This window comes from Streptomyces sp. NPDC034103 (assembly GCF_055575395.1).
Genome location: NZ_JBVISS010000009.1, coordinates 244,804 through 268,243, shown reverse-complemented (window position 1 = coordinate 268,243; position 23,440 = coordinate 244,804). Strand labels below are relative to the sequence as shown.

Genomic DNA, 23,440 nt, shown 5'->3' with positions numbered 1-23,440 from the left:
GCAGGACTACTTGAGGTCGCCCTCGGTGTAGTAGCCGCCGTCGACCAGGACCTGCTTGTAGTTGCTCTTGTCGACGCTCACCGGCTTCAGCAGGTAGGCGGGGACGACCTTGGCACCGTTGTCGTAGGTCTTGGTGTCGTTGGTCTCCGGCTTCTTGCCGTTGAGGACCGCGTCGACCATGCTGCCGGCGACCTTGGCCAGCTCACGGGTGTCCTTGTAGACGGTCTGCGTCTGCTGGCCCGCGATGATCGACTTCACCGAGGCGAGCTCGGCGTCCTGGCCGGTGAGGACCGGGAGCGGCTTGGCCTTGGTGCCGTAGCCGTCGGACTTCAGCGCCGACAGGATGCCGATCGAGATGCCGTCGTACGGCGAGAGCACCGCGTCGACCTTCTTCTTGGAGTACGACTTGGTGAGGATGTCGTCCATGCGCTTCTGCGCCGTGGCGCCGTCCCAGCGCAGCGTGGTGACCTGGGTGAGGCCCGTCTGGCCGGACTGGACGACCAGCTTCTTGCTGTCGATGTACGGCTTCAGGACGCTCATCGCGCCGCCGAAGAAGTACTTCGTGTTGTTGTCGTCGTTGGAGCCGGCGAACAGCTCGATGTTGAAGGGGCCCTTGCCCTCCTTCAGACCGAGCTTGTCGACGATGTAGTTGGCCTGGAGCTCGCCGACCTTGGTGTTGTCGAAGGACGCGTAGTAGTCGACGTTGGCCGTGCCGAGGATGAGGCGGTCGTAGGCGATGACCGGGATGTTCGCGTCCTTGGCCTGCTGGAGCACGCCGTTGAGGGACTTGTTGTCGATCGCCGCGACGATGATCGCCTTGACGCCCTTGGTGATCAGGTTCTCGATCTGCGAGACCTGGTTCTCCGGGTCGTCCTCGCCGTAGACCAGGCTGGTCTTGTAGCCCTTGGCCTCCAGGTCCGCCACGACGTTCTTGCCGTCGGCGATCCAGCGCTCGGAGGACTTGGTGGGCATCGAGATGCCGATGGTGCCGCCCTTGGCGCTGCCCGATTCCTCCGCACTGCCTCCTTCGCTGTCCTGGCCGCAGGCGGACAGGGTGAGGGCGAGGACGGCCGAGGTGGCTACGGCGGAGAGTGCGGCTCTGCGGTTCAGCATGATCATCTTCCTTGATGTTCTGGAGGCCATGGGGCGATTTGGCGGTGCGGGCGCCTGTCGGTGGTGCGGGGCGACCGAGAGAAGTTGTGTCGGAGTCTGTGTGACTCCGTGGACTTCTGTGAAGGGGCGTTGTCCGGAACGTTATGCAGGCGTTTCGAATCGCTTGAGCGCACCCGGCAGTCGCGAGCCGAGCGGCGCCATGTCGCCGTCCGCTCCATGCCGTGCGAGCAGGTCCAGGGCGAGCCGTCCGCGCCGCACTCTTTCCTTGGCGGTGGACAGCGTGAGCTCGCGCATGTGATGCCCGTAGGGGTAGATCCCCGGGGCCTTCGACAGGCCGAACTTCAGATAGAGCGGTGCGCCGCGCCGGATCAGCTCGGCGACCTCGTACATCCGGATGTAGCCGCCGAGGTCGTCGGGAGCCTCGATGTACATGTCCATGGGGGCGCCGGACACCCGGCGGATCTCGGTGAGGTGATCGAGCGTCAGGTCGCTCGGCACGTTGATCGAGTCGCCGCCGAGGTTCTCGTAGACGGCGTACGCGGTCGGGTTCACCGGTCCGATCAGCGCCGACACCTTCAGCGTGGTGTCGGCCGGGATGATCCCCGCGACGCGGGCCCGGTGCAGTGTCCACAGCACGCCCTCGTCGGCGACGAGCAGGCACTTCACCCCCAGCTCGGTGGCGCGCACGGCGTCCTCGACACACCCCGCGACCGCGTCGTGACCGCGGGCGCGCAGCCCGCCGCCCTTGGAGTCGGTCCGGGTGGAGCCGCCGATGTCCCAGGTACCGCGGGGGCCGGTGAACAGGCAGAGCTCGATGTCACGCTCGGCGGTCGCCTCCACCATCTCGGTGATCTCGGCGTCGGTGAGCATCCAGATGCCCGAGCCCTGGCTGATCCGGTGGACCGGCACATCGAGCCGCGAGGACTCCTTGAGGACCACGGCGAGGGCCTCGGGACCCTCCACGGAGGGCACTTCGGTGCGCCAGCGGCCGCCGCCGGGGAAGGTGTGCGGGGACGCGTCGGACGGGTCGAGGGCCGGCGCGTCCAGGCCCAGTGCGGCGAGTGCCTGCTCGCCGGGTCGTCGGGCCGCTCTGGCGGTGGTCTCGGTCACAAGCTGTCCTTCAGGGTCGATATTTCGGACGAGGATCGCGGCTCTGGGTGCGGGGGGCTGTGGATGTACGCCGGTACGGAGTCGTCAGGTACTCCGTACCGGCGTACGGCTCTCGGGACGGGTCACGGCCGCAGCAGGACCTTGCCGACCTTCGGGTCGCCGGACCCCACCAGCGCGATGGCCTCGGGGAACTCCTCCAGCCGCAGCTCGTGCGTGATGAGCGGCAGCGGGTCGAGCAGTCCGGCCCCGAAGACCCGCACGGCGTGCGCCCAGGCCTCCGGCGGCGCCCCGAACACGGTGTGCACCTCCAGCTGGCGGACGACGAGGTCGGTCGGGTCGAGGCCGTCGGCGCCCGCGGCCGGGATACCGGTCAGGACCAGTCGCCCGCCGCGGCGCAGCAGTGCGGAGGCGGTGTTCGCGGCGGACGCCGAACCGGCGGTCTCGATGACCACGTCGAAGTCGCCGGGCAGCTCCTCGCCCCGGACGCGGAAGTCGGTGGCGCCGAACCTCTTCGACAGCTCCGCGCGATCCGGGCGGGTGCCCACCACCAGCAGCGCCGCCGGCGAGGCCGCCTTGAGGAACTGCACGGCGAACATCCCGAGCGTGCCCGTGCCCACGACCGCGACCCGGTCACCGGGTCGAGCGTTCGCCTTGAGCGCGGCCGAGGCGATGCACGCGGCCGGTTCCAACAGCGCCGCCGCCGTCAGGTCGGCGTCCTCCGGGAGAGCGTGCAGCAGCCGGGCCGGCAGGGTGAGGGTGGCGGCCATGGCGCCGGGCTCGGTGAAGCCCGTCTCCTCGTAGCCGGCCGTGCACAGCGTGGTCTCGCCCGCGTGGCAGCGGTCGCAGACCTGGCAGTTGCGGAAGCCCTCACCCACCACCTTGCGGCCGACCAGCGACGCCGGGACGTCGGAGCCCACCGCTGTCACCGTGCCGGACCACTCGTGGCCGGGCGTCAGCGGGTAACGGACGTACCCCTCGGGCCGGTTGCCCTGGTAGACCTCGCGGTCACTGCCGCAGATCCCGACCGCGTGGACGCTGACCAGCGCCTCCCCGGCGCCGGGCTCACGAGGAATGTGCTCGACGAGCCGGTGCTCCCCGGGCGCCTCGATGACGACGGCGCTGCTCACGCCTGGGTGCCCTTCGGCTGACGCCGCTCCCAGCCCTCGGCCCACAGGTCGAAGCGGGCCTGCTGCTGCGGGAACTCGGCCGCCGCGTCGACATCCAGCTCGACGCCGAGGCCCGGGGCGTCGGAGAGGTGGAAGTAACCGTCCACGACCTGCGGGGCGCCCTTGACGACCTTCTTGATGTCGGCGTCGGCGAAGTCGTTGAAGTGCTCCAGGATCTTGAAGTTCGGCGCGGTGAAGCCGACCTGGAGCGAGGCGGCGGTCAGCACCGGGCCGCCGACGTTGTGCGGGGCCACCAGCATGTAGTGGGTCTCGGCGGTCGCGGCGAGCTTCCGGGTCTCCCAGATGCCGCCGATGTGGCCGACGTCGGGCTGGATGATGTCCACGGCCTGGCTCTCGAAGAGCTCGCGGAACTCGATGCGGTCGTGGATGCGCTCACCGGTGGCGACCGGCATGTCGACCTTGGCGGCGACCTTCTCCAGCGCCTTGAGGTTCTCCGGCGGGACCGGCTCCTCCAGCCAGGCGGGCTTGAAGGGGGCGAGGTCCTTGGCGAGGCGGACGGCGGTGGCGGGGGAGAAGCGGCCGTGCATCTCCAGCATCAGCTCGGCGTCGGGGCCGATGGCGTCCCGGACGGCCTCGATGAGGGAGACGGCGTACAGGCTCTGCTCGTGGTCCAGCTCGAAGTGGCCGGTGCCGAAGGGGTCGATCTTCAGCGCCTTGTAGCCGCGCTCCATGACCCCCCGGGCGGCCTTGTGGTAGGCCTCCGGCGTCCGCTCGGTGGTGTACCAGCCGTTGGCGTACGCCTTGACCTTGTCGGTGACCTTGCCGCCGAGCAGCTGCCAGACGGGGACGCCCAGCGCCTTGCCCTTGATGTCCCAGCAGGCCATCTCGATGACGGCGATGCCGGACATCACGATCTCGCCGGCGCGCCCGTAGTCGCCGTACTTCATCCGCTTGACGAGGTCCTCGACAGCGAACGGGTCCGACCCGAGAATGTGGTTGGCTTCTGCCTCACGCAGATAGCCGAGCAGAGCGTCGGTGTGGCCCAGCATGCGGGTCTCGCCGACCCCGGTGAGTCCCTCGTCGGTGTGCACCTGGACGTAGGTCAGGTTCCGCCACGGCGTCCCGACCACGTGCGTGCTGATTCCCGTGATGCGCACGTCAGCTTCTCCCTAGACTTTCTGGCTTGTTCGAAATTTCGGCTCACGTTCGAAATGCTGACCTGACCGTAAGGACGACGCGGTCGGGGTGTCAATGGGTCGGGTGGTCGAACGGCGTAACGGTTTTGGTGGCGTGCACATCTGTCCGAGATCACGACTCCCGCAGCCTGCTGCGTTATTCAACCGTGACGCCCTACCTTCTGCAGCCCTCTTGACCGCCGTGAATTGTTAGCGCTCACAATGACGTCCGCATTCACCGATCGATGCCGACCGGCATCCAAGGAGGTTCGAGCGTCGTGTCGGTAGTGCTCTCGCCCGTGACCGTCGAGGAGGTGCGGCCATGAACCACTTGCAGCTCCGGCCGCCCACCATGGCCGATGTGGCACGCTTGGCCGGGGTGTCGCACCAGACCGTGTCCCGTGTGCTGGGGGACCACCCCAACGTGCGGGACGAGACTCGGGCCAAGGTGCTGCGAGCGATCGAGGAGATGGGCTACCGCCGCAACTCCTCCGCTCGGGCCCTGGTCACCCGCCGCACCCGCACCCTGGGTGTGGTCGCCGCCAACACCACGCTCTACGGGCCGGCCAGCACGCTGTTCGCCCTGGAGGACGCGGCCCGCGCCGCGGGGTACACCGTCTCGACGGTCAGTCTGCGCAGACTGGCGGTGGAGACCCTCTCCGAGGCGCTGGACCACCTCAGCGAGGGCGGTGTGGAGGGGGTGATCGCCCTCGCCCCGCAGCGTTCCGCGGTCGATGCGCTCGCCGAACTGCGCCACCCCTTCCCGGTGGTGGCCGTGGGAACCGGCTCCGGCGCGGAGATTCCCAGCGTCAACGTGGATCAGTGGCTGGGGGCGCGGCTGGCCACCGGGCATCTGCTCGCCGCCGGGCACCGGACGGTCTGGCATCTCGCCGGACCCGGGGACTGGCAGGAGGCGGCGGACCGGGAGGCGGGCTGGCGGGCCACCCTGGAGGCGGCGGGCATCGAGCCGCCGCAGCCGCTCAGGGGAGACTGGAGTCCGCTGTCGGGCTATCGTGCGGGCCAGGAACTGGCCGGCTGGGTGGGCCGTGGACTGACCGCCGTCTTCGTCGCCAACGACCAGATGGCACTGGGGGCGTTGCGGGCCCTGCGTGAGGCGGGGGTGCGCACCCCGCAGGACGTCGCGGTGGTCGGCTTCGACGACATCCCCGAGTCGGAGTTCTTCGCCCCACCGCTCACCACCGTCCGGCAGGACTTCGCGACGGTGGGACAGCGGAGCATCGCCCTGCTGCTGGACCTCATGGAGGGCCGGGCCCCGTCCGGGACGCCCGGGGTCTCCATCGAACCTCAGCTCGTCGTCCGCGCCAGCACCGCTCCCGACTGACCTGACACCAGCCAGTCAAATTCGTACACCAGTGTGACCGATATTTCGAATAATGATCGACAGGCTGGACACAGTGTGGTCGGTCCCCGAGTAACAGCGGTCCTCCCCGGGCCGGCTCTTCAAAGGAGAAGCAACATGCTCAACAGAAGGAACTTCCTCACTGCGGCGATCGGCGTGGCGGCGGCGGGCACCCTGGCGGCCTGCGCCAAGGAGGACGACAGCCCCGAGACCGGCTCCTCCGGCGGCGGCAGCAAGGCCATCACCCTCGGCTTCTCCCAGGTCGGCTCCGAGAGCGGCTGGCGCACCGCCAACAGCGACTCGGTCAAGTCCGCGGCCAAGGAGGCGGGTTACACCCTGAAGTTCTCCGACGCCCAGCAGAAGCAGGAGAACCAGATCTCCGCCATCCGCAGCTACATCGCGCAGAAGGTGGACGTCATCGCCTTCTCCCCGGTGGTCGTCACCGGCTGGGACGCGGTGCTCAAGGAGGCCAAGGCCGCGAAGATCCCGGTCGTCCTCACCGACCGTTCCGTCGAGACCTCCGACGACTCCCTGTTCGCCACCCTGGTCGGCTCCGACTTCACCGACGAGGGCCGCCGCGCCGCCAAGATCCTCGAGAAGGTCATCGAGAAGGCCGGCCTCAAGGGCGCCGTGAAGATCGCCCAGCTGGAGGGCACCACCGGTGCCGCCCCCGCCATCGAGCGCGCCAAGGGCTTCAAGGAGGTCATGGACGCGGACCACGCGGACGACTGGAAGATCGTCGTCAGCCAGACCGGTGACTTCACCCGCGCCGGCGGCAAGCAGGTCATGGCGGCCTTCCTCCAGTCCAACCCGGACGTCAACGTGCTCTTCGCGCACAACGACGACATGGCCATCGGCGCCATCCAGTCCATCGAGGCGGCCGGCAAGAAGCCCGGCAAGGACATCCTGATCGTCTCGATCGACGGCGTGAAGGACGGCTTCGTGGCCATGTCCGAAGGCAAGATCAACGCCATCGTCGAGTGCAACCCGCTGCTCGGCCCCCAGCTGATGGAGGTCGTCAAGACGGTTCACGAGGGCGGCAAGGTCGAGCGCTGGATCAAGACGAAGGAGGGCGACTTCATGCAGGACCAGGCGAAGGACGCGCTCCCCACCCGCAAGTACTGACCGACCGCACCCACCGGCGGGGAGCCCCCGGCCGGCCGACCACACCTCGGCCGGGACGGCTCCCCGCGGGCCCGGCCCGCCGCGGCCCAACACCGGCGCGGGCCGAACCGATTCCGTGAGGAGCGCTGCCATGGCAGAGCCGCAGCCCGTCCTGGAGATGACGGGCATAGTCAAAGAGTTTCCGGGGGTAAGGGCTCTGTCGGGCGTCGACTTCCGGCTCTTCCCCGGCGAGATCCACGCCCTGATGGGGGAGAACGGGGCGGGGAAGTCCACCCTGATCAAGGTGCTGACCGGGGTCCACCCCCTGGACGGCGGCACCATCACCCTCGACGGCCGGCCCGTGCGGATCGGCAGCCCGCTGCAGGCGCAGCACGCCGGCATCAGCACGGTCTACCAGGAGGTCAACCTCTGCCCCAACCTGTCGGTGGCGGAGAACATCTTCATCGGCCGCGAACCCACCCGCGCGGGCCGCATCCAGTGGAAGCAGATGCGCCGACAGGCCGCGGAGATGGTCGACCGGCTCGGCCTCGACATCGACGTGAGCGCCCCGCTGTCCTCGTACCCGCTCGCCGTGCAGCAACTCGTCGCGATCGTACGGTCGGTGGGGCACGGCGACAGCGACGGCGCGGGCTCCCGCACCAAGGTGCTGGTCCTGGACGAGCCCACCTCCAGCCTCGACCGCGACGAGGTCCTCGAACTCTTCCGCCTCATGCGGCAGTTGCGGGACGAGGGCGTCGCGATCCTCTTCGTCTCCCACTTCCTCGACCAGATCTACGAGATCTGCGACCGCATGACCGTGCTGCGCAACGGCACCCTGGTCGGCGAGCACATGGTCCGCGACCTCGACCAGGTCCAGCTGATCGAGTTGATGATCGGCAAGGCTCTGGACCAGCTGGAGGAGCTGCACGACCACCAACTCCACGCGGACGTCGGCGAGTCGCTGCTCACCGCGGAGGGCCTCGGCAGGAGCGGCGGCATCGCCCCCTTCGACCTTGAGATCAAGAAGGGCGAAGTCGTGGGCCTGGCAGGCCTGCTGGGCTCCGGCCGCACCGAACTGGCCCGGCTGCTCTTCGGCGCCGACCAGCCCGACAGCGGCAAGCTCACCATCGGCGGCAAGCAGGTCTCCATGAGCGCCCCGAACGACGCCATCGGCGCCGGGGTCGCGTTCTGCTCGGAGAACCGCAAGGCCGAGGGCCTGGTCCCCGACCTGACCGTGCGCGAGAACATCATCCTCGCCCTCCAGGCCGCCCGCGGCTGGACCCGGCCCATCCCGGCCGCCCAGCGCGACGAACTGGTCGCCAAGTACATCAGGGCCCTCGACATCCGCCCCGCCAACCCCGAGGCGCGCGTGGGCCAGTTGAGCGGCGGCAACCAGCAGAAGGTGCTCCTGGCCCGCTGGCTGATCACCCAGCCCAAGCTGCTGATCCTCGACGAGCCGACCCGCGGCATCGACATCGGCGCCAAGACCGAGATCCAGAAACTGGTGGTCTCCCTCTCCGAGGACGGCATGTCCGTCCTCTACATCGCGGCCGAGCTGGAGGAGGTGCTCCGTCTCAGCCACACCATCGGAGTGCTGCGCGACCGCAAGCTGGTGGCGCGGCTCACCAACGGGCCCGACATCACCACCAGCAAGATCCTCGAGACCATCGCGAGCGGAGACCAGAGCGGAGAACTGAAGTGACCACCACCTCCCGCTGGCGAGCACTGACACGCCACAACCTCTTCTGGCCGGTGGCGGTCCTGATCGCCCTGCTGCTCGTCAACGTCCCCTTCACCCCCGACTTCTTCGCGATCCACATGACGGACGGCCACCTCTACGGCAGCCTCGTCTCGATCGTCCTGTTCGGCTCGCCGCTGATCCTGGTGGCGGTCGGCATGACCCTGGTCATCGCCACCGGCGGCATCGACCTCTCCGTCGGTGCGGTGGTCGCCATCACCGGCGCCCTGACGTGCTCCTACATCAGCGACCAGAAGGACCAGGACGCCCTGTCGGGAGTGCTGCTGGCGATGGGCCTCGGCCTGATCGCGGCGGTCGTCTGCGGCCTGTGGAACGGCTTCCTGGTGGCCCGGATGGGCATCCAGCCCATCATCGCCACCCTGATCATCATGGTCGCCGGCCGCGGTGTCGCCCAGCTGATCACCGACGGCCAGATCATCACCATCAACAGCGAGCCGTACAAGCTCATCGGCGGCGGCTACTGGCTGACCCTGCCCTTCTCCATCTTCGTGGTCGCCACCGTGGTGGCCGTGACGGTGGCGCTGACCCGCCGCACCGCCCTCGGCCTGCTCGTCGAATCGGTCGGCGGCAACGCCGAGGCCAGCCGCCTGGTCGGCATCCGCTCCCTCCGCATCAAGATCATGGTGTACGTCTTCTGCGCCCTGTGCGCGGGCATCGCCGGCCTGATGATCAGCTCCAACACCTCGGCGGCGGACGGCAACAACGCCGGCCTGTGGATCGAGCTGGACGCGATCCTCGCGGTCGTCATCGGCGGCACGTCACTGCTGGGCGGCCGCTTCTCCATCGGCGGGACGGTCGTGGGGGCCCTGGTCATCCAGACCCTGACCACCACGATCTACACCATCGGCGTCCCCACCCAGACCAACCTGGTCTTCAAGGCCGCCGTCGTCATCGTCGTCTGCCTGCTCCAGTCCCCGAAGTTCCGCGCCAAGGTCTTCGGCGCCCGGGCGAAGACCCCGCCCGCGGCCGCACCCGCCGTGGTCGCCGAGCCCGCCGACTCCGCTCCCAAGATGGAGGTGTCGTGATGAGTACGACCACCAAGACCCCCACGACACCGCAGACCCGCACGCCGTCCCAGGCCACGCGCCTGCTCGGTGACCGGCGGCTGCCCGTCCTGGTCACGGCGGCGCTGTTCCTCGCGATGTACATCGGCGGACTGAGCCGCTACGCGAACTACGGCTTCGGCGACTCGCAGGTCTTCCTCAACCTGTTCATCGACAACAGCTATCTCCTCGTCGCCGCCGTCGGCGCCACCTTCGTCATCCTCTCCGGCGGCATCGACCTGTCCGTGGGCTCGGTCATCGGCTTCACCACCATGCTCACGGCGTGGCTGGTCCAGGACGTCGGGCTGCCGCTGCTGGCGGTCATCCCCATCTCCCTGGGGGTGGGGGCGTTCGGCGGCTTCCTCATGGGCTACGTGATCCACAACTTCGAGATCCAGCCGTTCATCGTGACGCTCGCCGGTCTCTTCCTCTTCCGCGGACTGTGCCTCGTCATCAGCAAGGAGTCGATCGCGATCAACGACTCCTCGGTCAGCAGCCTCGCGGAGACGCGGGTGTCGCTCGGGCTGGGGGAGCTGTCGATCGGCGCGCTGGTGGCGCTCGCCGTGCTGGCGGCCGCCTTCTACCTCCTGCACTACACCCGCTTCGGACGCCGGATCTACGCCATCGGCGGCAACGAGCAGTCGGCGCTGCTGATGGGGTTGCCGCTCGGCGGCACGAAGATCGCCGTCTACACGCTGAGCGGCTTCTGCTCCTCGCTCGCGGGCCTGCTCTTCATGCTCTACATCCAGTCCGGTGACCCGCTGCACGCGGTGGGCATGGAACTCGACGCGATCGCCGCGGTGGTCATCGGCGGCACGCTGCTCACGGGTGGCTCGGGGTACGTCCTCGGCACGCTGTTCGGCGTTCTGGTGCTGGGGCTGATCAAGAGCATCATCCAGTTCGAGGGGACGCTGAGTTCCTGGTGGACGAAGATCGCGACGGGTGTGCTGCTGGGTGTGTTCATCCTGATCCAGCGGGTGATGACGACCCGTAAGCCGACCTGAGCGGAGGGGGACCGGCTCGTTCCGGCGCGTTCCGGCGCGTTCCGGCGGATGCCGGTTTCGGTGGGATGAGGGTGGATCATCCTCGGCCCGCCGTGCCGGAAGGGCTGGTTCCCCACACAACATTCACAGCCGGCTCTAGGAACGGCCCCGGTTCGGAACTTAACCTTCCCGCGTCATGGACTACTGCCTCCCGTGCCGACGGCACCTCAACGGCGCCCTCGCCTGCCCGGGGTGCGGCACTCCCGCCGAACAGCTACGCGCGTCCACGGACTTGGGGTCCGACCCGTATGAGGGGGAGTACTCGGGGGAGGCGGCCGGGGCGTACGTCGACGTCGACGAGGGCGACGTCGCTCACGGTGCCACGAGTCGGCGTGACCGCAAGGCGGCGGCGCATCGGCGCAGGCGGCGTCGGACGCTGCTGATCGCCGCGGGGTTCATACTCGCCGCGGGGGGTCTGAGTCTCGCGGAACTGGGTCTGGACGCGCCCGGGTCGTCGCCCACGCCGGCCGCCGCGGGTGGGGAGTCGGCGGACGGGGGTGCGTCGGCGGCGGCTGACGAGACGGCGGAGCCTCTGGCCGACTCGAGCGGTACGGCTCCGGCCTCCTCCTCGGCTTCGCCGGACGCCTCTCAGTCCGCCTCCCCCTCGGCGTCGGCGTCCGCGTCGGAGTCCGTCGACACGGACGCGCAGTCGGCGGCGGCCTCCGCCCCGAACCCCGCCACGACGGCTCCTGCGGCCACGAGTCCGGCGGCTTCCGCGACTCCTACGGCCGATCCCACGACGTCCGATCCCACGCCGGCTCCGTCGCCGAGCGAGTGCGACCGCTTTCTGTGGTGGTGTACCTGACGGTGGGGTGCGCCTCCGCGGTGCGTTGTGGGTCGGGGCCGCACCGGGGGGTGTCCGTCCTCGGTCGGGCGGTGCTGTAGGACCGAGCTGTGCTGTCGGTCGGACGCCCGACACTGCGGGCGGGCACCCCCCGGTACGTCCCCTTCCCGCCGTGGCGCCGGTGGCCGGTCCGCGGGGGTGCGCCCCTTCGCCTTCCATCCCCCGCCGGTGCCGGTCGCCTCGCCTCCCGGCTGGGGGCGCGTGCCTGTCTTTCAGCCCGTCCGGCGTTTGAGGACGAGGCCCGTTCAGGGCCGATGGGGGGTCTGGGGGCGCAGCCCCCAGGATGGGACGGGTAGGGGCGGCGGGGGCGAGAAACGCGTTGGGGGCGGTGCGAGGGGCGGGCCCCTGGCGGGGGCGTACCGCTACGCCGCCAGCATGCGTTGCAGCAGGCCCCGTAGGACTCGCCGCTCCTCATGGGACAGCCCGGCCAACGGTTCGCGGGCGAAGCGCAAGTCGTCTCTCAGGGTCCGGGCCACCGCCCGCCCCTCCTCCGTCACCGCGGCCAGCTTCACGCGGCGATCCGCAGGGTCAGGGCGGCGTTCGACCAGGCCACGGGACTCCAGACGGTCCACGATCCCGGTGACGTTCGACGGCTCGCAGCGGAGTTTGTGGGCCAGCTTGCGCATGGGAAGCGGTTCCAGGGACAGCAGGCTCAGCAGCCGCGCCTGGGCCCCGGTCAGCGCGTGCTCCGCGGCCGCCTCCTCGAAGTCCGCGTAGAAACGCGCCACCACGTCGCCGATCAGCTCGACGACTTCGAGGGTCAGCGCGTCGGGGCGGGCGGTCTTCTCCGGGGTGGCCATGGCTCCACGATACCCCCATTACTTGACAACCTGAAATATCCAGGCGCATGGTTGTTTCAGGTACTGAAGTAAATCCGAAAGGCTCCCGTCATGATCAACCGCGAGTGGCACCTCCTCTCCCGCCCCGTCGGCTGGCCGAAGCCCGAGGACTTCGCCCTGGTCGAGGCGGAGGTCCGGCAGCCCGTCGAGGGGCAGGTGCTCGTACGGAACAAGTACCTGTCCGTCGACCCGTACATGCGCGGCCGTATGAGCGCCGCCAAGTCCTACGTCGCCCCCTTCGAGCTCGGCAAGGTCATGCAGGGCGGTGCCGTGGGTGAGGTCGTGGCCTCCGAGGCTGACGGCATAGCCCCCGGTGACCACGTCCTGCACTTCGGCGGCTGGCGCGAGTACGCCACGATCGACGCCCAGCAGGCCGTCAAGGTCGACCCCGACGCCGCCCCCCTGTCGACCTACCTCGGCGTCCTCGGCATGCCCGGCCTCACCGCCTACGCGGGCCTGCTGCGCACCGCCGTCTTCAAGGAGGGCGACAGCGTCTTCGTCTCCGGTGCCGCCGGTGCCGTCGGCAGCCAGGTCGGTCAGATCGCCAAGCTCAAGGGCGCCTCGCGGGTCATCGGCTCGGCGGGCTCCGACGAGAAGGTCAAGCTCCTCGTCGAGGAGTACGGCTTCGACGCCGCCTTCAACTACAAGAGCGGCCCGGTGAGCGAGCAGCTGCGCGCCGCCGCCCCGGACGGGATCGACGTCTACTTCGACAACGTCGGCGGGGACCACCTGGAGGCCGCCATCGGTTCGCTGAACCAGGGCGGACGGATCGCGGTCTGCGGCATGATCTCCGTCTACAACAACACCGAGCCCGCCCCCGGCCCGCGCAACCTCGCCCGTCTCATCCAGACCCGCGGCCGTATCGAGGGCCTGCTCGTCGGCGATCACTATGACCTTCAGCCGCAGTTCGTCCAGGAGGTCGGTCCCTGGGTGGCCTCGGGTGCGCTCAAGTACCGCGAGACCGTCGTCGAGGGCATCGAGAACAACCTGGAGGCCTTCCTCGGCGTCCTGCGCGGCGACAACACCGGGAAGATGATCGTCAAGCTCTGAGCCTTCACTGGGTTTCCGACATGCGGTAACTTCTTTCCGAAACCGTCGGCGATCGTGGGCGCGAGTCGCGGCGGACCCAGGAGGTAGACACCGCATGTCCATCCAGCAGTCCGACGTCCTGTACACCGCCGTCGCCACCGCCGAGAACGGTCGCGACGGCCGGGTGGCCACCGAGGACGGCAGGCTCGACGTCGTCGTGAACCCGCCCAAGGAGATGGGCGGCAGCGGCGAGGGCACCAATCCCGAGCAGCTGTTCGCCGCCGGTTACAGCGCCTGCTTCCAGGGCGCCCTCGGCGTGGTCGCCCGTATGGAGAAGGCCGACATCTCCGGCTCGACCGTCACCGCGAAGGTCGGCATCGGCAGGAACGACGACGGGTTCGGCCTCATCGTCGAGATCTCGGCCTCGATACCGGCCGTGGACGCCGAGACCGCCAAGGGCCTGTTGGAGAAGGCCCACCAGGTCTGCCCGTACTCGAAGGCGACCCGCGGCAACATCAGCGTGACGCTGGTCTGATCGCGTACGACGAGAGGCCGCACCCCTGGACATGGGGTGCGGCCTCTCGTCCGTGTCACGCGCCCAGGGTCAGCGCCGCGCTGTGCACCGCCTTCACCAGCCGGTCGTTCTCCGGGGCCGCGCCGCCGGGGAAGGCGAGCCGACGGCGGGTGTAGCCGTAGGCCAGACCGCTGCGGGCGTCCGCGAAGGCCTGGGAGCCGCCCGCGCCGCTGTGGCCGAAGGTGCCGGCGCCCAGGAACCGGTGCCGGGTGTCGGCGATCGCCTGGAAGCCCAGGCCGTAGGCGCGGTACTCGCCGGCCACCAGGTCGTGGCCGCTGGAGTGGATCTGGCCGATCTCGGCGATCGTGTCCGGCTTGAGCAGGGGCGGCCGGTCACCCAGCTCGCTGATCGCCGCCGCGTACATACCGGCCAGGCCCCGCGCCGCCGCCACCCCGCCCGCCGACGCCGGCCCTTTGGCGCGCACGGTACGGGAGTTGGCGTGCTCCACCAGGTCACCCGGGTCCGGGACATGCGTGTTGAACGCGATCGAGGCCAGGGTGTGCGGGCCGGTGGGCATGGCGTCGATCTGGACCTGCTGGGTGGGGGTGGGCAGCATCGGCTGCGCGGAGCGGAACCTCGGCTCCAGGGCCGCCGGCAGACCGAGGTGGAAGTCCAGGCCGTACGGGGCCCGGACCCGCTCCTCCCACTGCTCCTGGATCGAACGGCCCGTAGCCCGCCGGACCACCTCGCCGGTGAGCGCGCCGATGACCAGGGCGTGGTAGCCGAAGGCCGTCCCCGGGCGCCAGAACGGGCGCTGGTCGGAGAGGCGTTCGGCGATCACCCGGTCGTCGGCGAGCTCGTCCCGGCTGAACCCGGCGTCCAGGCCCACCAGCCCGGCCCGGTGCGTGATCAGGTCACGCAGGGTCAGCTGGCCCTTGCCCTCGGCCGCGAACTCCGGCCAGTAGTAGGTCACCTTGCGGTCCAGTTCGAGTGTGCCGTCCTGGACGAGGAGAGCGACCACGAGATGCGCGGCACCCTTCGTCGACGAGAACACGGCGTGCAGCGAGTCGGCCTCGTTGCCGTCACCCGCCCACAGGTCGACGACCCTGCGGCCGTGCATGTACGCGCACAACTGACCCTCGTAGTCGGGGCGTTCACCGGCCACGAACGCGGCGAACTCCTCGCGCACCGCCTCGAAACCGTCGGCGACGCTGCCGTGGATCTCCTGAGTCATCCGCTCTCCTTGACTGCTCTTACCGCCGGCCGGCGTCAGCCATGCTGAACAACGCCCTTGCGACCTGCGGGAATTCCCCCTTCGGATGATCCCGGAAGAGGGGTTCGGTGCCGAAGAGGACCGACTGCGGACCGCTGACGACCGAGGGCCGGCCGGCCGCGGCGGAAGGTCCGCCGGTGCCGTCCGCCGACGGGCGCCAGTGCCCGGAGACAAGGGGGTTGCCGGCCGCGTAGGACTGCTCCACGCGGACCCCGGGGCCGAGATCCGTGAACCAGACGGGCGCGTACACGAACCCATGGCCGGGGGCACCGGCCGTCAGCCGTCCCGCGTTCACCACGCGCACCACACCGTTGGCGTCCCCGTTGCCCTCGACCGCCTTCACGGTCGACAGGCCCGTGGCGGTGCCGATTTCGGCTCCCGTGACACCGCGCCCGACCAGACCGTGGCCGTCCGCCAGGAAGGCGTCCAGGGCCGTGCGGGCGGCCGGGGTCAGGGCGGCGTGGTCCAGGCCCGTCGAGACGAGGAGGACATCGACCGAGGCCCAGTCGAACCCGGCGTTGAGCACGGCCGTCGACACCGGTGTGACCTCGAAGCCCATCTCGCGCAGCGCGAACAGCTCGCCGGGGGCGACGGCGGCGGCGACCCGGGTGCGGGGCAGCGCCCGTGCGCCGGTGAGGGGCGTTGCGTCGAAGACGACGTCGTACGCGCGTGCCGACTCGGCGGCCTGCGCGCGCGCCGAGGCCGGGACGATCGCGCTGCCCCCGTCGGCCGTCTGCCGTACCGCGACGCCCTGCTTGAGCAGGGAGTTGACGGCGGCGACCGCCCGCGGGTCGTCCAGGCGCAGCCGCAGGGCGCCGCGCGGGGCGACGTACCCCACGGGCACGGCCTCACGCACGGCACGCAGGGGCAGGCCGGTGAGGGTGCCCTTCGGCACGGCCGTCACCTCGGCGCCCCACAGCCGGCCCAGGCTCCAGCCCGAGATGTCGTACATCACCGTGACCTTGTCGCTGATGTCCCGCCCGTCGGCCAGCAGCGCGTTGGCGAGCCCCCGTTTGGGCTGCCGCATGTCGACGACGTAGGAGCCCTTCGGGTACGACCTCGCGCCGAGCCGGAAGGAGTGGCTCGCACGGGTGACACGGACGTCGTTGGCGAGGAGGTGGTCGACCAGGCGGGCGGTGGCGGTGGACCCGCCGGCGGGGAGTACGTAGGCGCGCGGGAACGTGGTCGTGTAGACGTCCTCCGGGCCGATGCCGGGCACCCCGGGGACCGTCGCGGCGGAGACCGGCACCTGTGCCGCGCCCGCGGCGCCGCGCCGGAACACCTCGATCTGGTCGGCGATCAGGCCCTGCCGGCGCTCCCGTACGAAGTCCAGGGTCGCGCGGAGCGCGGCGCCCGCCACGGCGACGTTGACGGCCGACCGGCGCCGCAGCTCCGCCACCGGCAGGCTGTCGTAGGCCGCGTTGTTCACCTGCAACGGGATCTCGACCGTGTGCGCGGCGACCGTGCCGTGGACGGCCGCGTACTGCGGGGTGAAGATCGGCGGCCAGTCGTCCCAGCCCTCCTCCTGGTCCCGGAAGGGGATCTGGGCGGGCTCGACACCGTCCTTCCGCGGTGTGTACCCGAGGCCGTTGACCGCGGCCTCCATGCCGAGGGCGTTGGCGTAGGTGTTCTTCAGGAACAGGTCGTACTCGTAGTTCTCGCCGTGCGGGGGAGTGGTCGGCTCGATGAGCGTGCCGTTGACGTAACCGTGCAGGTCGAGCATGACGGCGGGCTGCTTGTCGATCTCGATCCGCCGCATGGCGCGGGTCTCGGGCTGCGAGGCGGTGACGAAGTCCCGGTTCATGTCGAACCCGTTGGCGTTGGCGCGGGTGCCGGCGATACGACCGTCCGGATTGGCGGTGATGTTGAAGTAGAGGCGGGAGCGGGAGAGCAGCTCGCGGGTTTTCGCGTCCGTCGCGGTGGCGAGCTGCTCGACGAGCTTCAGGGAGGCGTCGGTGCCCTCCCACTCGTTGCCGTGGATGTTGTTGTTGAAGAAGACGGGCGCCTTGTAACCCGCCTTGATCTCAGGCGTCTTGGCGGCCCGCGCGGGGGAGTTCTCGATGAGGTCGCGCATCCGCTCCTGGGCGCGGGCCTGGCGGGCCGTCTCGGGCGCGGTGACGGTGACCAGGTAGAGGCGGTGCCCGCCGGCCGACCGCCCGGCGACCTCGACGCTGACCCGGTCGCCGAGTGCCTGGAGGGCGTTCAGCTTCGGGGCGATCGCGTGGTACGGGGTGAGGCCGAGCTTGATGGACTTGTCGGCGGGGTTCTCCGGGTCGGGGGAGAGGACCTGCTCGCGGGGGTAGCCACGGACGGCCCCGCCGAGGGCGCTCTCGTCGGCGAGGGCCCTCCTCGCGGCGCTCGCGGGGGCCCGCGCCGGGCGCTGGTCGAGCGCGGCCCCCTCACGGGTGACGGGCCGGGGGTCGGCACCGGCCGACTGCGGGCTGAGCAGCAGCGAGCCTGCGGTGGTGAGGGTGAGGGCGGCGATCAGTACGGGTCTCGCAGGGGCGGTTCTCGTCGTGCGCACGCGTCGTGCCTCCTCCGGGAGCTTCCTGAGATCGGTACGGCGACATGTACCTGTTCGACTCAACCGGAACAAGAGGGAGTTGGGTGAGGGCGCGGGGCGGGCGGGGCCGAGCGGTGGGGTGAGGGCGCGGGGGAGGGCGGGGCCGGTGTGGTGGGGTGCGGCCCGAAGTCCGGTGTCGGTGCCGCCCGATAGAGTTCGGGTATGCGCGATCTCGGGGTGGGTTTCAGCTATCTCCTGAAGGGCCAGCGGTGGGTGGCCCGGCACGGCAAGCAGTACGGGTTCGGACTGGTCCCGGGGCTCATCACCCTGGTCCTCTACGCGGCGGCGCTGGTCGCGCTCGCGATCTGGGGCGAGGACTTCGTCGTCTGGGCCACCCCCTTCGCCGACGACTGGTCCAGCCCCTGGCTCGGACTGTTCCGCGGTTTCCTGACCGTCGTGCTGTGGGCCCTCGCCCTGCTCCTGTCCGTCCTCACCTTCACCGCCGTCACCCTCCTGGTCGGCCAGCCCTTCTACGAGAGCCTCTCCGAGAAGGTCGACCGGGACGTCTCCCCGGACGGCACCGCCCCCGAGTCGGGGCTCCCCCTCTGGCGCGAGTTGCTGATCTCGGCGCGGGACAGCCTGCGGATCCTGGCCCGGGCCGCGCTGTGGGGCGTGCTGCTCTTCGCCCTCGGGTTCGTCCCGTTCCTCGGACAGAGCGTCGTCCCCGTGCTCGGGTTCTTCGTCACCGGGTTCTTCCTCACCGAGGAACTCGTCGCCGTCGCCATGCAGCGTCGCGGTGTCGAGCTGCGGGACCGGCTCGCCCTGCTGCGCTCCCGCAAGACCCTGGCCTGGGGCTTCGGCACACCCCTGGCCGTGGCGTTCCTGGTGCCGTTCGTCGCGGTGTTCCTGATGCCGGGCGCGGTCGCGGGCGCCACCCTCATGGCCCGCGAGCTGCTCGGCGAACAGATCCGCGAGGACACCGACGAGGTCAAGGAGGCCATGGCGTGACCGAGATACTCGCCGTCGCCGTCATCACCGTCCTGGCCGTCATCGCCCCCGGCGCCGACTTCGCCATGGTGGTCCGCAACAGCTACCTCCACGGCCGCCGCACCGGCCTGTTCGCCGCGACCGGCGTCGCCGCGGGCGTCCTCGTGCACGTCAGCTACACGATGCTCGGCGTGGGCCTGCTGATCGCCTCCTCCACCTTCCTGTTCACGATCATCAAGCTGGTCGGCGCCGCCTACCTCGTCTACATCGGCGTCCGCACCTTCCGCACCCGCGGCGAGGTGCAGGTCGACCTGGAGACCCGGTCCGACCTGACCCCGATGAAGGCCCTGCGCTCGGGGTTCCTCACCAACGTCCTCAACCCGAAGACGACCCTCTTCGTCGTCTCCACCTTCGCCCAGGTCGTCAGCCCCGGCACCCCCGTCTACCAGCAGGTGGGCTACGGCCTGTTCATGTCGGCGGCCCACCTGCTGTGGTTCGGGGTGGTCGCGGTCTTCTTCTCCCACGACCGCATGCGCACCCTGATGCTGCGCGGCCAGAAGGTCCTCAACAAGGTCATCGGCTCGGTCCTGGCCGGCCTCGGCGTCAGCCTCGCGTTCGCTCCGTCCCACTAGCGTCCGCGGCAGCGGCGTCCGCGGCCACGGTGAGGATCGCCCGCACCTGGCCGATGATGTCCAGCCGGTCGCGCACGAACTCGGGATCGGTTACCTCGGTGGTGTTCCCCGCCCCGAACTGCAGCACGGGCGTGTGCACATGGCCACCCGGCAGGACGTCGTGCAGCCCGAGCCGGTCCCGCAGCAGCGTGGCCCGGTAGGCGATCTCGTTGGAGAGGTAGTTCCCACCGCCCCCGGCCCGGGCGGTCGACCCCGCCGTCGGCCCGTCCGGCCGTACGACGGCCTCGGTGCCACCCGCCGGTATCTCGGTCACGCTCGTGTTGTCGTAGACCGGGAACCGACCGGTGCCCGCCGCGACGATCGCCGCGTACGGCAGGGTCGTCGTCGTCCACTGCGGCCGCGAGGCCGGATCGCTGACCGGGACGGTCTCGGTCAGCCCGACGTTCTCGTTGTCCGGGAACCCGCCCCGCCAGGCCCCGTTGGCCCGCTCGACGTCGAACCGTCCGACCCGCCCCTGGCTCACGGTCGTGAACAGGTCCACCCGCTGGAGATACGGCCGCAGGGTCCGCTCCACCGTCCCCTCGGTGAAGTCCCGCCACCGCACCGGGAACACGGCCGTCTCCACCCGGGCCGGTCCGTGTGCGGTCTCGATCACCGTGCCGTCGAGCGCGAGCGCGGTCGCCCCGGACGGGTTGGAGATCCGGATGTCCCGGTCGAGCGTGAACGGGTCGAAGCCGGTCACGAGGATCCGCCTGATCCCCTTCCCCGACGGATACCGGATCGCCGTCTGTCCCCGCGAGGTCCGCTCCAGCTCGTCGAGGAGCGCGGCCCGGCGCGGCTCGCTCAGCCCGAACCCCGGCTCCCACGACCGCACATGCCGGGTCATCCCCAACCGCGCCCAGTACAGCGGCCGGTCGTCGTCCCGGCTCAGATCACCCCCCGCCGGCCCCCGCCCCTGCGCCCGGTCCACGGCCCGCTTCCACAGCGCCGAGCCCTCGCGTACGACGATCCGGCGGGCCTGCGTGTAACTGTGCGCCGAGCCGAGCGCCCGCGCGAACCTCGGTGCCACGACATCGAATCCGGACCGCCGAAGGATCTCCTGGGGCACGGCCTGCTCCAACCGCCGCTCCTCGACGGTGGCGGCCGGCGCGGTGGCGGCACCGGCCGGGGACGGGGTGACCGTGAACCCGGCCATCAGGGCGAATCCGAGGACGACTGTCCGAACACGTAGTGCGCTCACGGGAGTTCAGCCTCCGTCTGGTGTGGGGGAGAGGGCTGAAGTATCGCGTGGCGGAAGTGGTCCACGCCATGGTGCGGGACCCGGGGGACGGTGTCAGGACGGGCCCATCAACGCGAGCAGCACGAACACCGGTACCGCCTGGAAGGCGGCCGCCCCCCACAGCCGGGCGAACAACAGCGCCACGCCGAGGGCGGCCGCCACCCCGCACGCCGTGCCCAGCTCCGCCAACGGCGGCCCGTACGGCTCCTCGTTCCAGGCCGCCGCCCAGCCGGCCCACCCCGCCGCCCACCAACCGTAGGACACGACAAGGAAGTTGACCGGGAGCAACGCGAGCACCGCGAGGGTGTTCTTGGCCTTCATGACGGCCATCCTCGCCGGGCGGGACACCGACCGCCTGAGTACCCGTACCTAGGCGTACTGAGCGCGAGCGTGGTCCACACCGGCTCGGGTCGGCCCCGCGTGCCGTCACGGACGCGGGCAGCCACCCCCGCCGGCCGGCGGCCGCGTCACCGCCGCTCCGGCGCCGCGACCCGTCCCACCGGGGTGGCGACCCGTCCCGCCGCCTCGCGCAGCGCCCGCACGAACGCCTCCGCCGCGGGTGTCGGTGCCCGCCCCCGTGCGGTCGCCGCGTACACCGCTCGGGCCGGTGCGCCCTCGTCCAGTAGCGGTAGCAGGGCGATGTCCGGTCGTACCGATGTGGCGGCCAGGGCCGGGACCAGGGTCACGCCGAGGCCCGCGGCGACATAGCCCTGTTTGGCGGTCCACTCCGCGACCACGTGGGCGACGCGGGGGCGGAAGCCCTGCCGCAGGGCCGCGTCGAGCAGGGTGCCCTCCGGGCGGGCGCTGCCGGAGATCCAGTCGGCGTCGGCGAACCGGCCGAGCCGCACCGGACCGGAGCCCGCCAGTTCGTGCGCGGCGGCGACGGCGACGTACAGGGACTCGTCGAGGAGGTGGTGGAGGTCGTAGGAGTCCAGGGGCGCGCGGCCCGTCGTGGAGACCACCGCCAGATCGAGGTGGCCGGCGGCGAGCCGGTCCAGGAGGGCGGGTGTGAGTCCCTCCTCGCGGGTCAGCCGGACCCCGGGGTGCCGGCGGCTGAACGCGGCGAGGGCGAGCGGCACCAGCGCGGCGTCGGCCGTCGCGAACGCCCCGAACCGCAGCCGCCCGCCCGCCACCTCACGCAGCGCCGCCAGCTCCCGCCCGGCCCCGTGCAGCGCCTCCACGACGGTCTCCGCGTGCGGCACGAGGACCCGGCCCGCCTCGGTGAGCCGTACGCCCCGCGGCAGCCGGTCGAACAGGGGCGCCCCGCCGAGCGCCGACTCCAGCGCGGCGATCTGCCGGGACACCGCGGACTGGGTCCAGCCGAGACCGCGCGCGGCGAGCGTGAACGAGCCCTGGCGGGCGACCTCGAGGAAGGCTCGCAGCCAGACGGTGGAGACATCGGCGATGGGATGCGGACTTGGCATGGCGACCATGCTAGACATTCGCTTGTCGCATCCCGTGAGCGGATCTAGCGTCGACGCCATGGAGCACATCGCATTCCTCGGCCTGGGGCACATGGGCGCCCCGATGGCCCGTCGACTCCTGGCCGCAGGACACCCTTTGACCGTCTGGAACCGCACCGCGGAGAAGGCGGAACCGCTGCTCGCCGAGGGCGCCCGGGTGGCCGGCTCGGCGGCCGGGGCGGTCCGGGACGCCGACGTCGTCGTCAGCATGCTCGCCGGTCCGGAGGCGCTCGCCGCGGTCGCGGAGGCCGCTGCACCGGCCCTGCGCCCCGGCACCCACTGGATCGAGATGTCGACCGTCGGTCCGGACGCGGTGCGCGAGCTGGCGGCCGGGCTCCCCGCGGGGGTCACCCCCGTCGACGCCCCCGTCATGGGCAGTACCGACAAGGCCGCCGCGGGCGCCCTCGGCATCCTCGCGGGCGGTGACGCGACCGGCGTGGAACACGTCCTCGCCCACCTCGGCCACGTCACCCGCACCGGCCCCCTCGGCTCCGGCGCCGCCCTCAAGCTCGTCCTCAACTCGGCCGTCATCAGCGGGGTCGCCGTGGTCGCCGAGGCCCTCCGCCTCGCCGACGCCCTGGGCCTGGACGACGACACCGCCCGCACCGCCCTCGCGAACGGCCCCCTCGCCCAGGTCGTCGCCCGCGCCTTCGCCGAGGGAGTCCACTTCGACACCCCCCTCGCCGTGAAGGACCTCGACCTCGCCACGCGGACGGCACAACTACCCGTGACCGAAGCCGCCTTGGCGCACTATCGCCGGGTCGCCGCACCCGGTGAGGACCTCGCCGCGGCCGCCGCCCGCATCCGCACCGGCCGACCCCCGACGACAAGGACCCCCATGAAGGTCACCCTCGACAACCCCGCCGGCGCACCCCAGCCCCTGAGCCCGTACTACTCGCAGGTCGCCCGCGTCGAACAGGCCGACGGCGGCGCCCTGTTGTTCGTCTCCGGTCAGATCGCCGAGGGCGCCACCCTCGCCGAGCAGAGCCGCGGTGTCTTCGAGACGCTCGACGCCCTACTGAAGGCCCACGGCGGCACGCTCGCGGACATCGTCAACATCCGCACGTACCTCACCGACATCGACAAGCTCCAGGAATACGGCGCCGTGCGACGGGAGTTCCTCACCGGCACCCCGCCCACCAGCATGACCTTCGAGGTGCCGAAGCTGTTCAGACCGGAGGCACAGATCGAGGTGGAGGTCGTCGCCGCGGTCGGTCCGGCCGCTCGCCCGGCAGCCTGAGGA

General features: G+C 70.7%; 21 protein-coding genes and 2 pseudogenes. 12 read left to right on the top strand and 11 right to left on the bottom strand.

All coding sequences use genetic code 11. The features are described 5' to 3' along the window. Nucleotides 1–6 precede the first annotated feature (6 nt). The 4 genes from chvE to ACZ56U_RS21895 all read right to left on the bottom strand — a co-directional run bounded on the left by chvE (nt 7) and on the right by ACZ56U_RS21895 (nt 4,507). Entirely contained in the window at nt 7–1,113 is a 1,107-nt protein-coding gene (gene chvE, locus ACZ56U_RS21910; RefSeq protein ID WP_469085669.1) for a multiple monosaccharide ABC transporter substrate-binding protein, read from the bottom strand. A 141-nt stretch (nt 1,114–1,254) separates the two neighbouring features. Continuing rightward, complete coding sequence (locus ACZ56U_RS21905) at nt 1,255–2,223, bottom strand: hypothetical protein (protein WP_469085668.1); 969 nt, start codon at nt 2,221–2,223, stop codon at nt 1,255–1,257. A 122-nt stretch (nt 2,224–2,345) separates the two neighbouring features. Beyond that, nucleotides 2,346–3,350, bottom strand: a complete 1,005-nt coding sequence (locus ACZ56U_RS21900; protein WP_469085667.1) for a zinc-dependent alcohol dehydrogenase — start codon at nt 3,348–3,350, stop codon at nt 2,346–2,348. Next, entirely contained in the window at nt 3,347–4,507 is a 1,161-nt protein-coding gene (locus tag ACZ56U_RS21895) for a mandelate racemase/muconate lactonizing enzyme family protein (protein WP_469085666.1), read from the bottom strand. The genes ACZ56U_RS21900 and ACZ56U_RS21895 overlap by 4 nt, the downstream gene beginning before the upstream one ends. 340 nt (nt 4,508–4,847) lie before the next feature. On the opposite strand from ACZ56U_RS21895, the gene ACZ56U_RS21890 reads away from it, so the two are divergent. From ACZ56U_RS21890 to ACZ56U_RS21865, 6 genes and pseudogenes are all read left to right on the top strand, one after another. Next, nucleotides 4,848–5,867, top strand: coding sequence for a LacI family DNA-binding transcriptional regulator (locus ACZ56U_RS21890; protein ID WP_469085665.1), 1,020 nt, complete (start codon nt 4,848–4,850; stop codon nt 5,865–5,867). A gap of 135 nt (nt 5,868–6,002) precedes the next feature. Beyond that, nucleotides 6,003–7,010, top strand: coding sequence for an ABC transporter substrate-binding protein (locus ACZ56U_RS21885; RefSeq protein ID WP_469085664.1), 1,008 nt, complete (start codon nt 6,003–6,005; stop codon nt 7,008–7,010). A 130-nt stretch (nt 7,011–7,140) separates the two neighbouring features. After that, nucleotides 7,141–8,691, top strand: a complete 1,551-nt coding sequence (locus tag ACZ56U_RS21880; RefSeq protein WP_469085663.1) for a sugar ABC transporter ATP-binding protein — start codon at nt 7,141–7,143, stop codon at nt 8,689–8,691. After that, nucleotides 8,688–9,773 (top strand): ABC transporter permease, encoded by a 1,086-nt coding sequence (locus ACZ56U_RS21875; protein WP_469085662.1) that lies wholly within the window; start codon nt 8,688–8,690, stop codon nt 9,771–9,773. Before ACZ56U_RS21880 ends, ACZ56U_RS21875 begins: the two co-directional genes overlap by 4 nt. Beyond that, nucleotides 9,773–10,795, top strand: coding sequence for a galactofuranose ABC transporter, permease protein YjfF (yjfF, locus tag ACZ56U_RS21870; RefSeq protein WP_469085661.1), 1,023 nt, complete (start codon nt 9,773–9,775; stop codon nt 10,793–10,795). The genes ACZ56U_RS21875 and yjfF overlap by 1 nt, the downstream gene beginning before the upstream one ends. A gap of 175 nt (nt 10,796–10,970) precedes the next feature. Next, nucleotides 10,971–11,246 (top strand): annotated as a pseudogene (locus tag ACZ56U_RS21865) (SCO2400 family protein); the annotation flags it as partial. Nucleotides 11,247–11,422: 176 nt separating this feature from the next. Here ACZ56U_RS21865 and ACZ56U_RS21860 read toward each other — a convergent pair. Together ACZ56U_RS21860 and ACZ56U_RS21855 are read right to left on the bottom strand one after the other, a co-directional pair. Then, complete coding sequence (locus ACZ56U_RS21860; RefSeq protein WP_469085842.1) at nt 11,423–11,587, bottom strand: hypothetical protein; 165 nt, start codon at nt 11,585–11,587, stop codon at nt 11,423–11,425. 453 nt (nt 11,588–12,040) lie between these two features. Beyond that, nucleotides 12,041–12,478, bottom strand: coding sequence for a MarR family winged helix-turn-helix transcriptional regulator (locus ACZ56U_RS21855; protein WP_469085660.1), 438 nt, complete (start codon nt 12,476–12,478; stop codon nt 12,041–12,043). A gap of 90 nt (nt 12,479–12,568) precedes the next feature. On the opposite strand from ACZ56U_RS21855, the gene ACZ56U_RS21850 reads away from it, so the two are divergent. Together ACZ56U_RS21850 and ACZ56U_RS21845 are read left to right on the top strand one after the other, a co-directional pair. Continuing rightward, entirely contained in the window at nt 12,569–13,567 is a 999-nt protein-coding gene (locus ACZ56U_RS21850) for an NADP-dependent oxidoreductase (protein WP_469085659.1), read from the top strand. Between the two features lie 94 nt (nt 13,568–13,661). Beyond that, nucleotides 13,662–14,081 (top strand): organic hydroperoxide resistance protein, encoded by a 420-nt coding sequence (locus ACZ56U_RS21845; RefSeq protein ID WP_469085658.1) that lies wholly within the window; start codon nt 13,662–13,664, stop codon nt 14,079–14,081. Nucleotides 14,082–14,136: 55 nt separating this feature from the next. Here ACZ56U_RS21845 and ACZ56U_RS21840 read toward each other — a convergent pair whose 3' ends face one another. Then, nucleotides 14,137–15,294: a serine hydrolase domain-containing protein gene (locus ACZ56U_RS21840; protein WP_469085657.1), complete on the bottom strand. Its 1,158-nt coding sequence runs from the start codon at nt 15,292–15,294 to the stop codon at nt 14,137–14,139. A 19-nt stretch (nt 15,295–15,313) separates the two neighbouring features. Beyond that, nucleotides 15,314–17,857, bottom strand: coding sequence for a M14 family zinc carboxypeptidase (locus tag ACZ56U_RS21835; RefSeq protein WP_469085656.1), 2,544 nt, complete (start codon nt 17,855–17,857; stop codon nt 15,314–15,316). A gap of 201 nt (nt 17,858–18,058) precedes the next feature. Here ACZ56U_RS21835 and ACZ56U_RS21830 point away from each other — a divergent pair, with 201 nt between their 5' ends. Then, nucleotides 18,059–18,844 carry an EI24 domain-containing protein gene (locus ACZ56U_RS21830; protein WP_469085655.1) on the top strand — a complete coding sequence of 262 codons (786 nt, stop codon included), beginning with the start codon at nt 18,059–18,061 and terminating at the stop codon, nt 18,842–18,844. Further along, on the top strand, nt 18,841–19,455 hold the full coding sequence (locus ACZ56U_RS21825; protein WP_469085654.1) for a LysE family translocator: 615 nt from the start codon (nt 18,841–18,843) through the stop codon (nt 19,453–19,455). Before ACZ56U_RS21830 ends, ACZ56U_RS21825 begins: the two co-directional genes overlap by 4 nt. On the opposite strand, the gene ACZ56U_RS21820 is transcribed toward ACZ56U_RS21825, so the two are convergent. The 3 genes from ACZ56U_RS21820 to ACZ56U_RS21810 all read right to left on the bottom strand — a co-directional run bounded on the left by ACZ56U_RS21820 (nt 19,427) and on the right by ACZ56U_RS21810 (nt 22,167). Further along, a complete protein-coding gene (locus tag ACZ56U_RS21820) occupies nt 19,427–20,695 on the bottom strand; it encodes a pyroglutamyl-peptidase I (protein WP_469085653.1) in 1,269 nt (422 codons plus the stop codon). The genes ACZ56U_RS21825 and ACZ56U_RS21820 overlap by 29 nt on opposite strands. Nucleotides 20,696–20,788: 93 nt before the next feature. Further along, complete coding sequence (locus tag ACZ56U_RS21815; RefSeq protein WP_469085652.1) at nt 20,789–21,055, bottom strand: hypothetical protein; 267 nt, start codon at nt 21,053–21,055, stop codon at nt 20,789–20,791. 146 nt (nt 21,056–21,201) lie between these two features. Then, complete coding sequence (locus tag ACZ56U_RS21810) at nt 21,202–22,167, bottom strand: LysR family transcriptional regulator (protein WP_469085651.1); 966 nt, start codon at nt 22,165–22,167, stop codon at nt 21,202–21,204. On the opposite strand from ACZ56U_RS21810, the pseudogene ACZ56U_RS21805 reads away from it, so the two are divergent. Continuing rightward, nucleotides 22,139–22,654, top strand: a pseudogene (locus ACZ56U_RS21805) (NAD(P)-dependent oxidoreductase); the annotation flags it as partial. The gene ACZ56U_RS21810 and the pseudogene ACZ56U_RS21805 overlap by 29 nt on opposite strands. Nucleotides 22,655–23,035: 381 nt before the next feature. Next, nucleotides 23,036–23,437 carry a RidA family protein gene (locus ACZ56U_RS21800; protein WP_469085835.1) on the top strand — a complete coding sequence of 134 codons (402 nt, stop codon included), beginning with the start codon at nt 23,036–23,038 and terminating at the stop codon, nt 23,435–23,437. Nucleotides 23,438–23,440 lie beyond the last annotated feature (3 nt).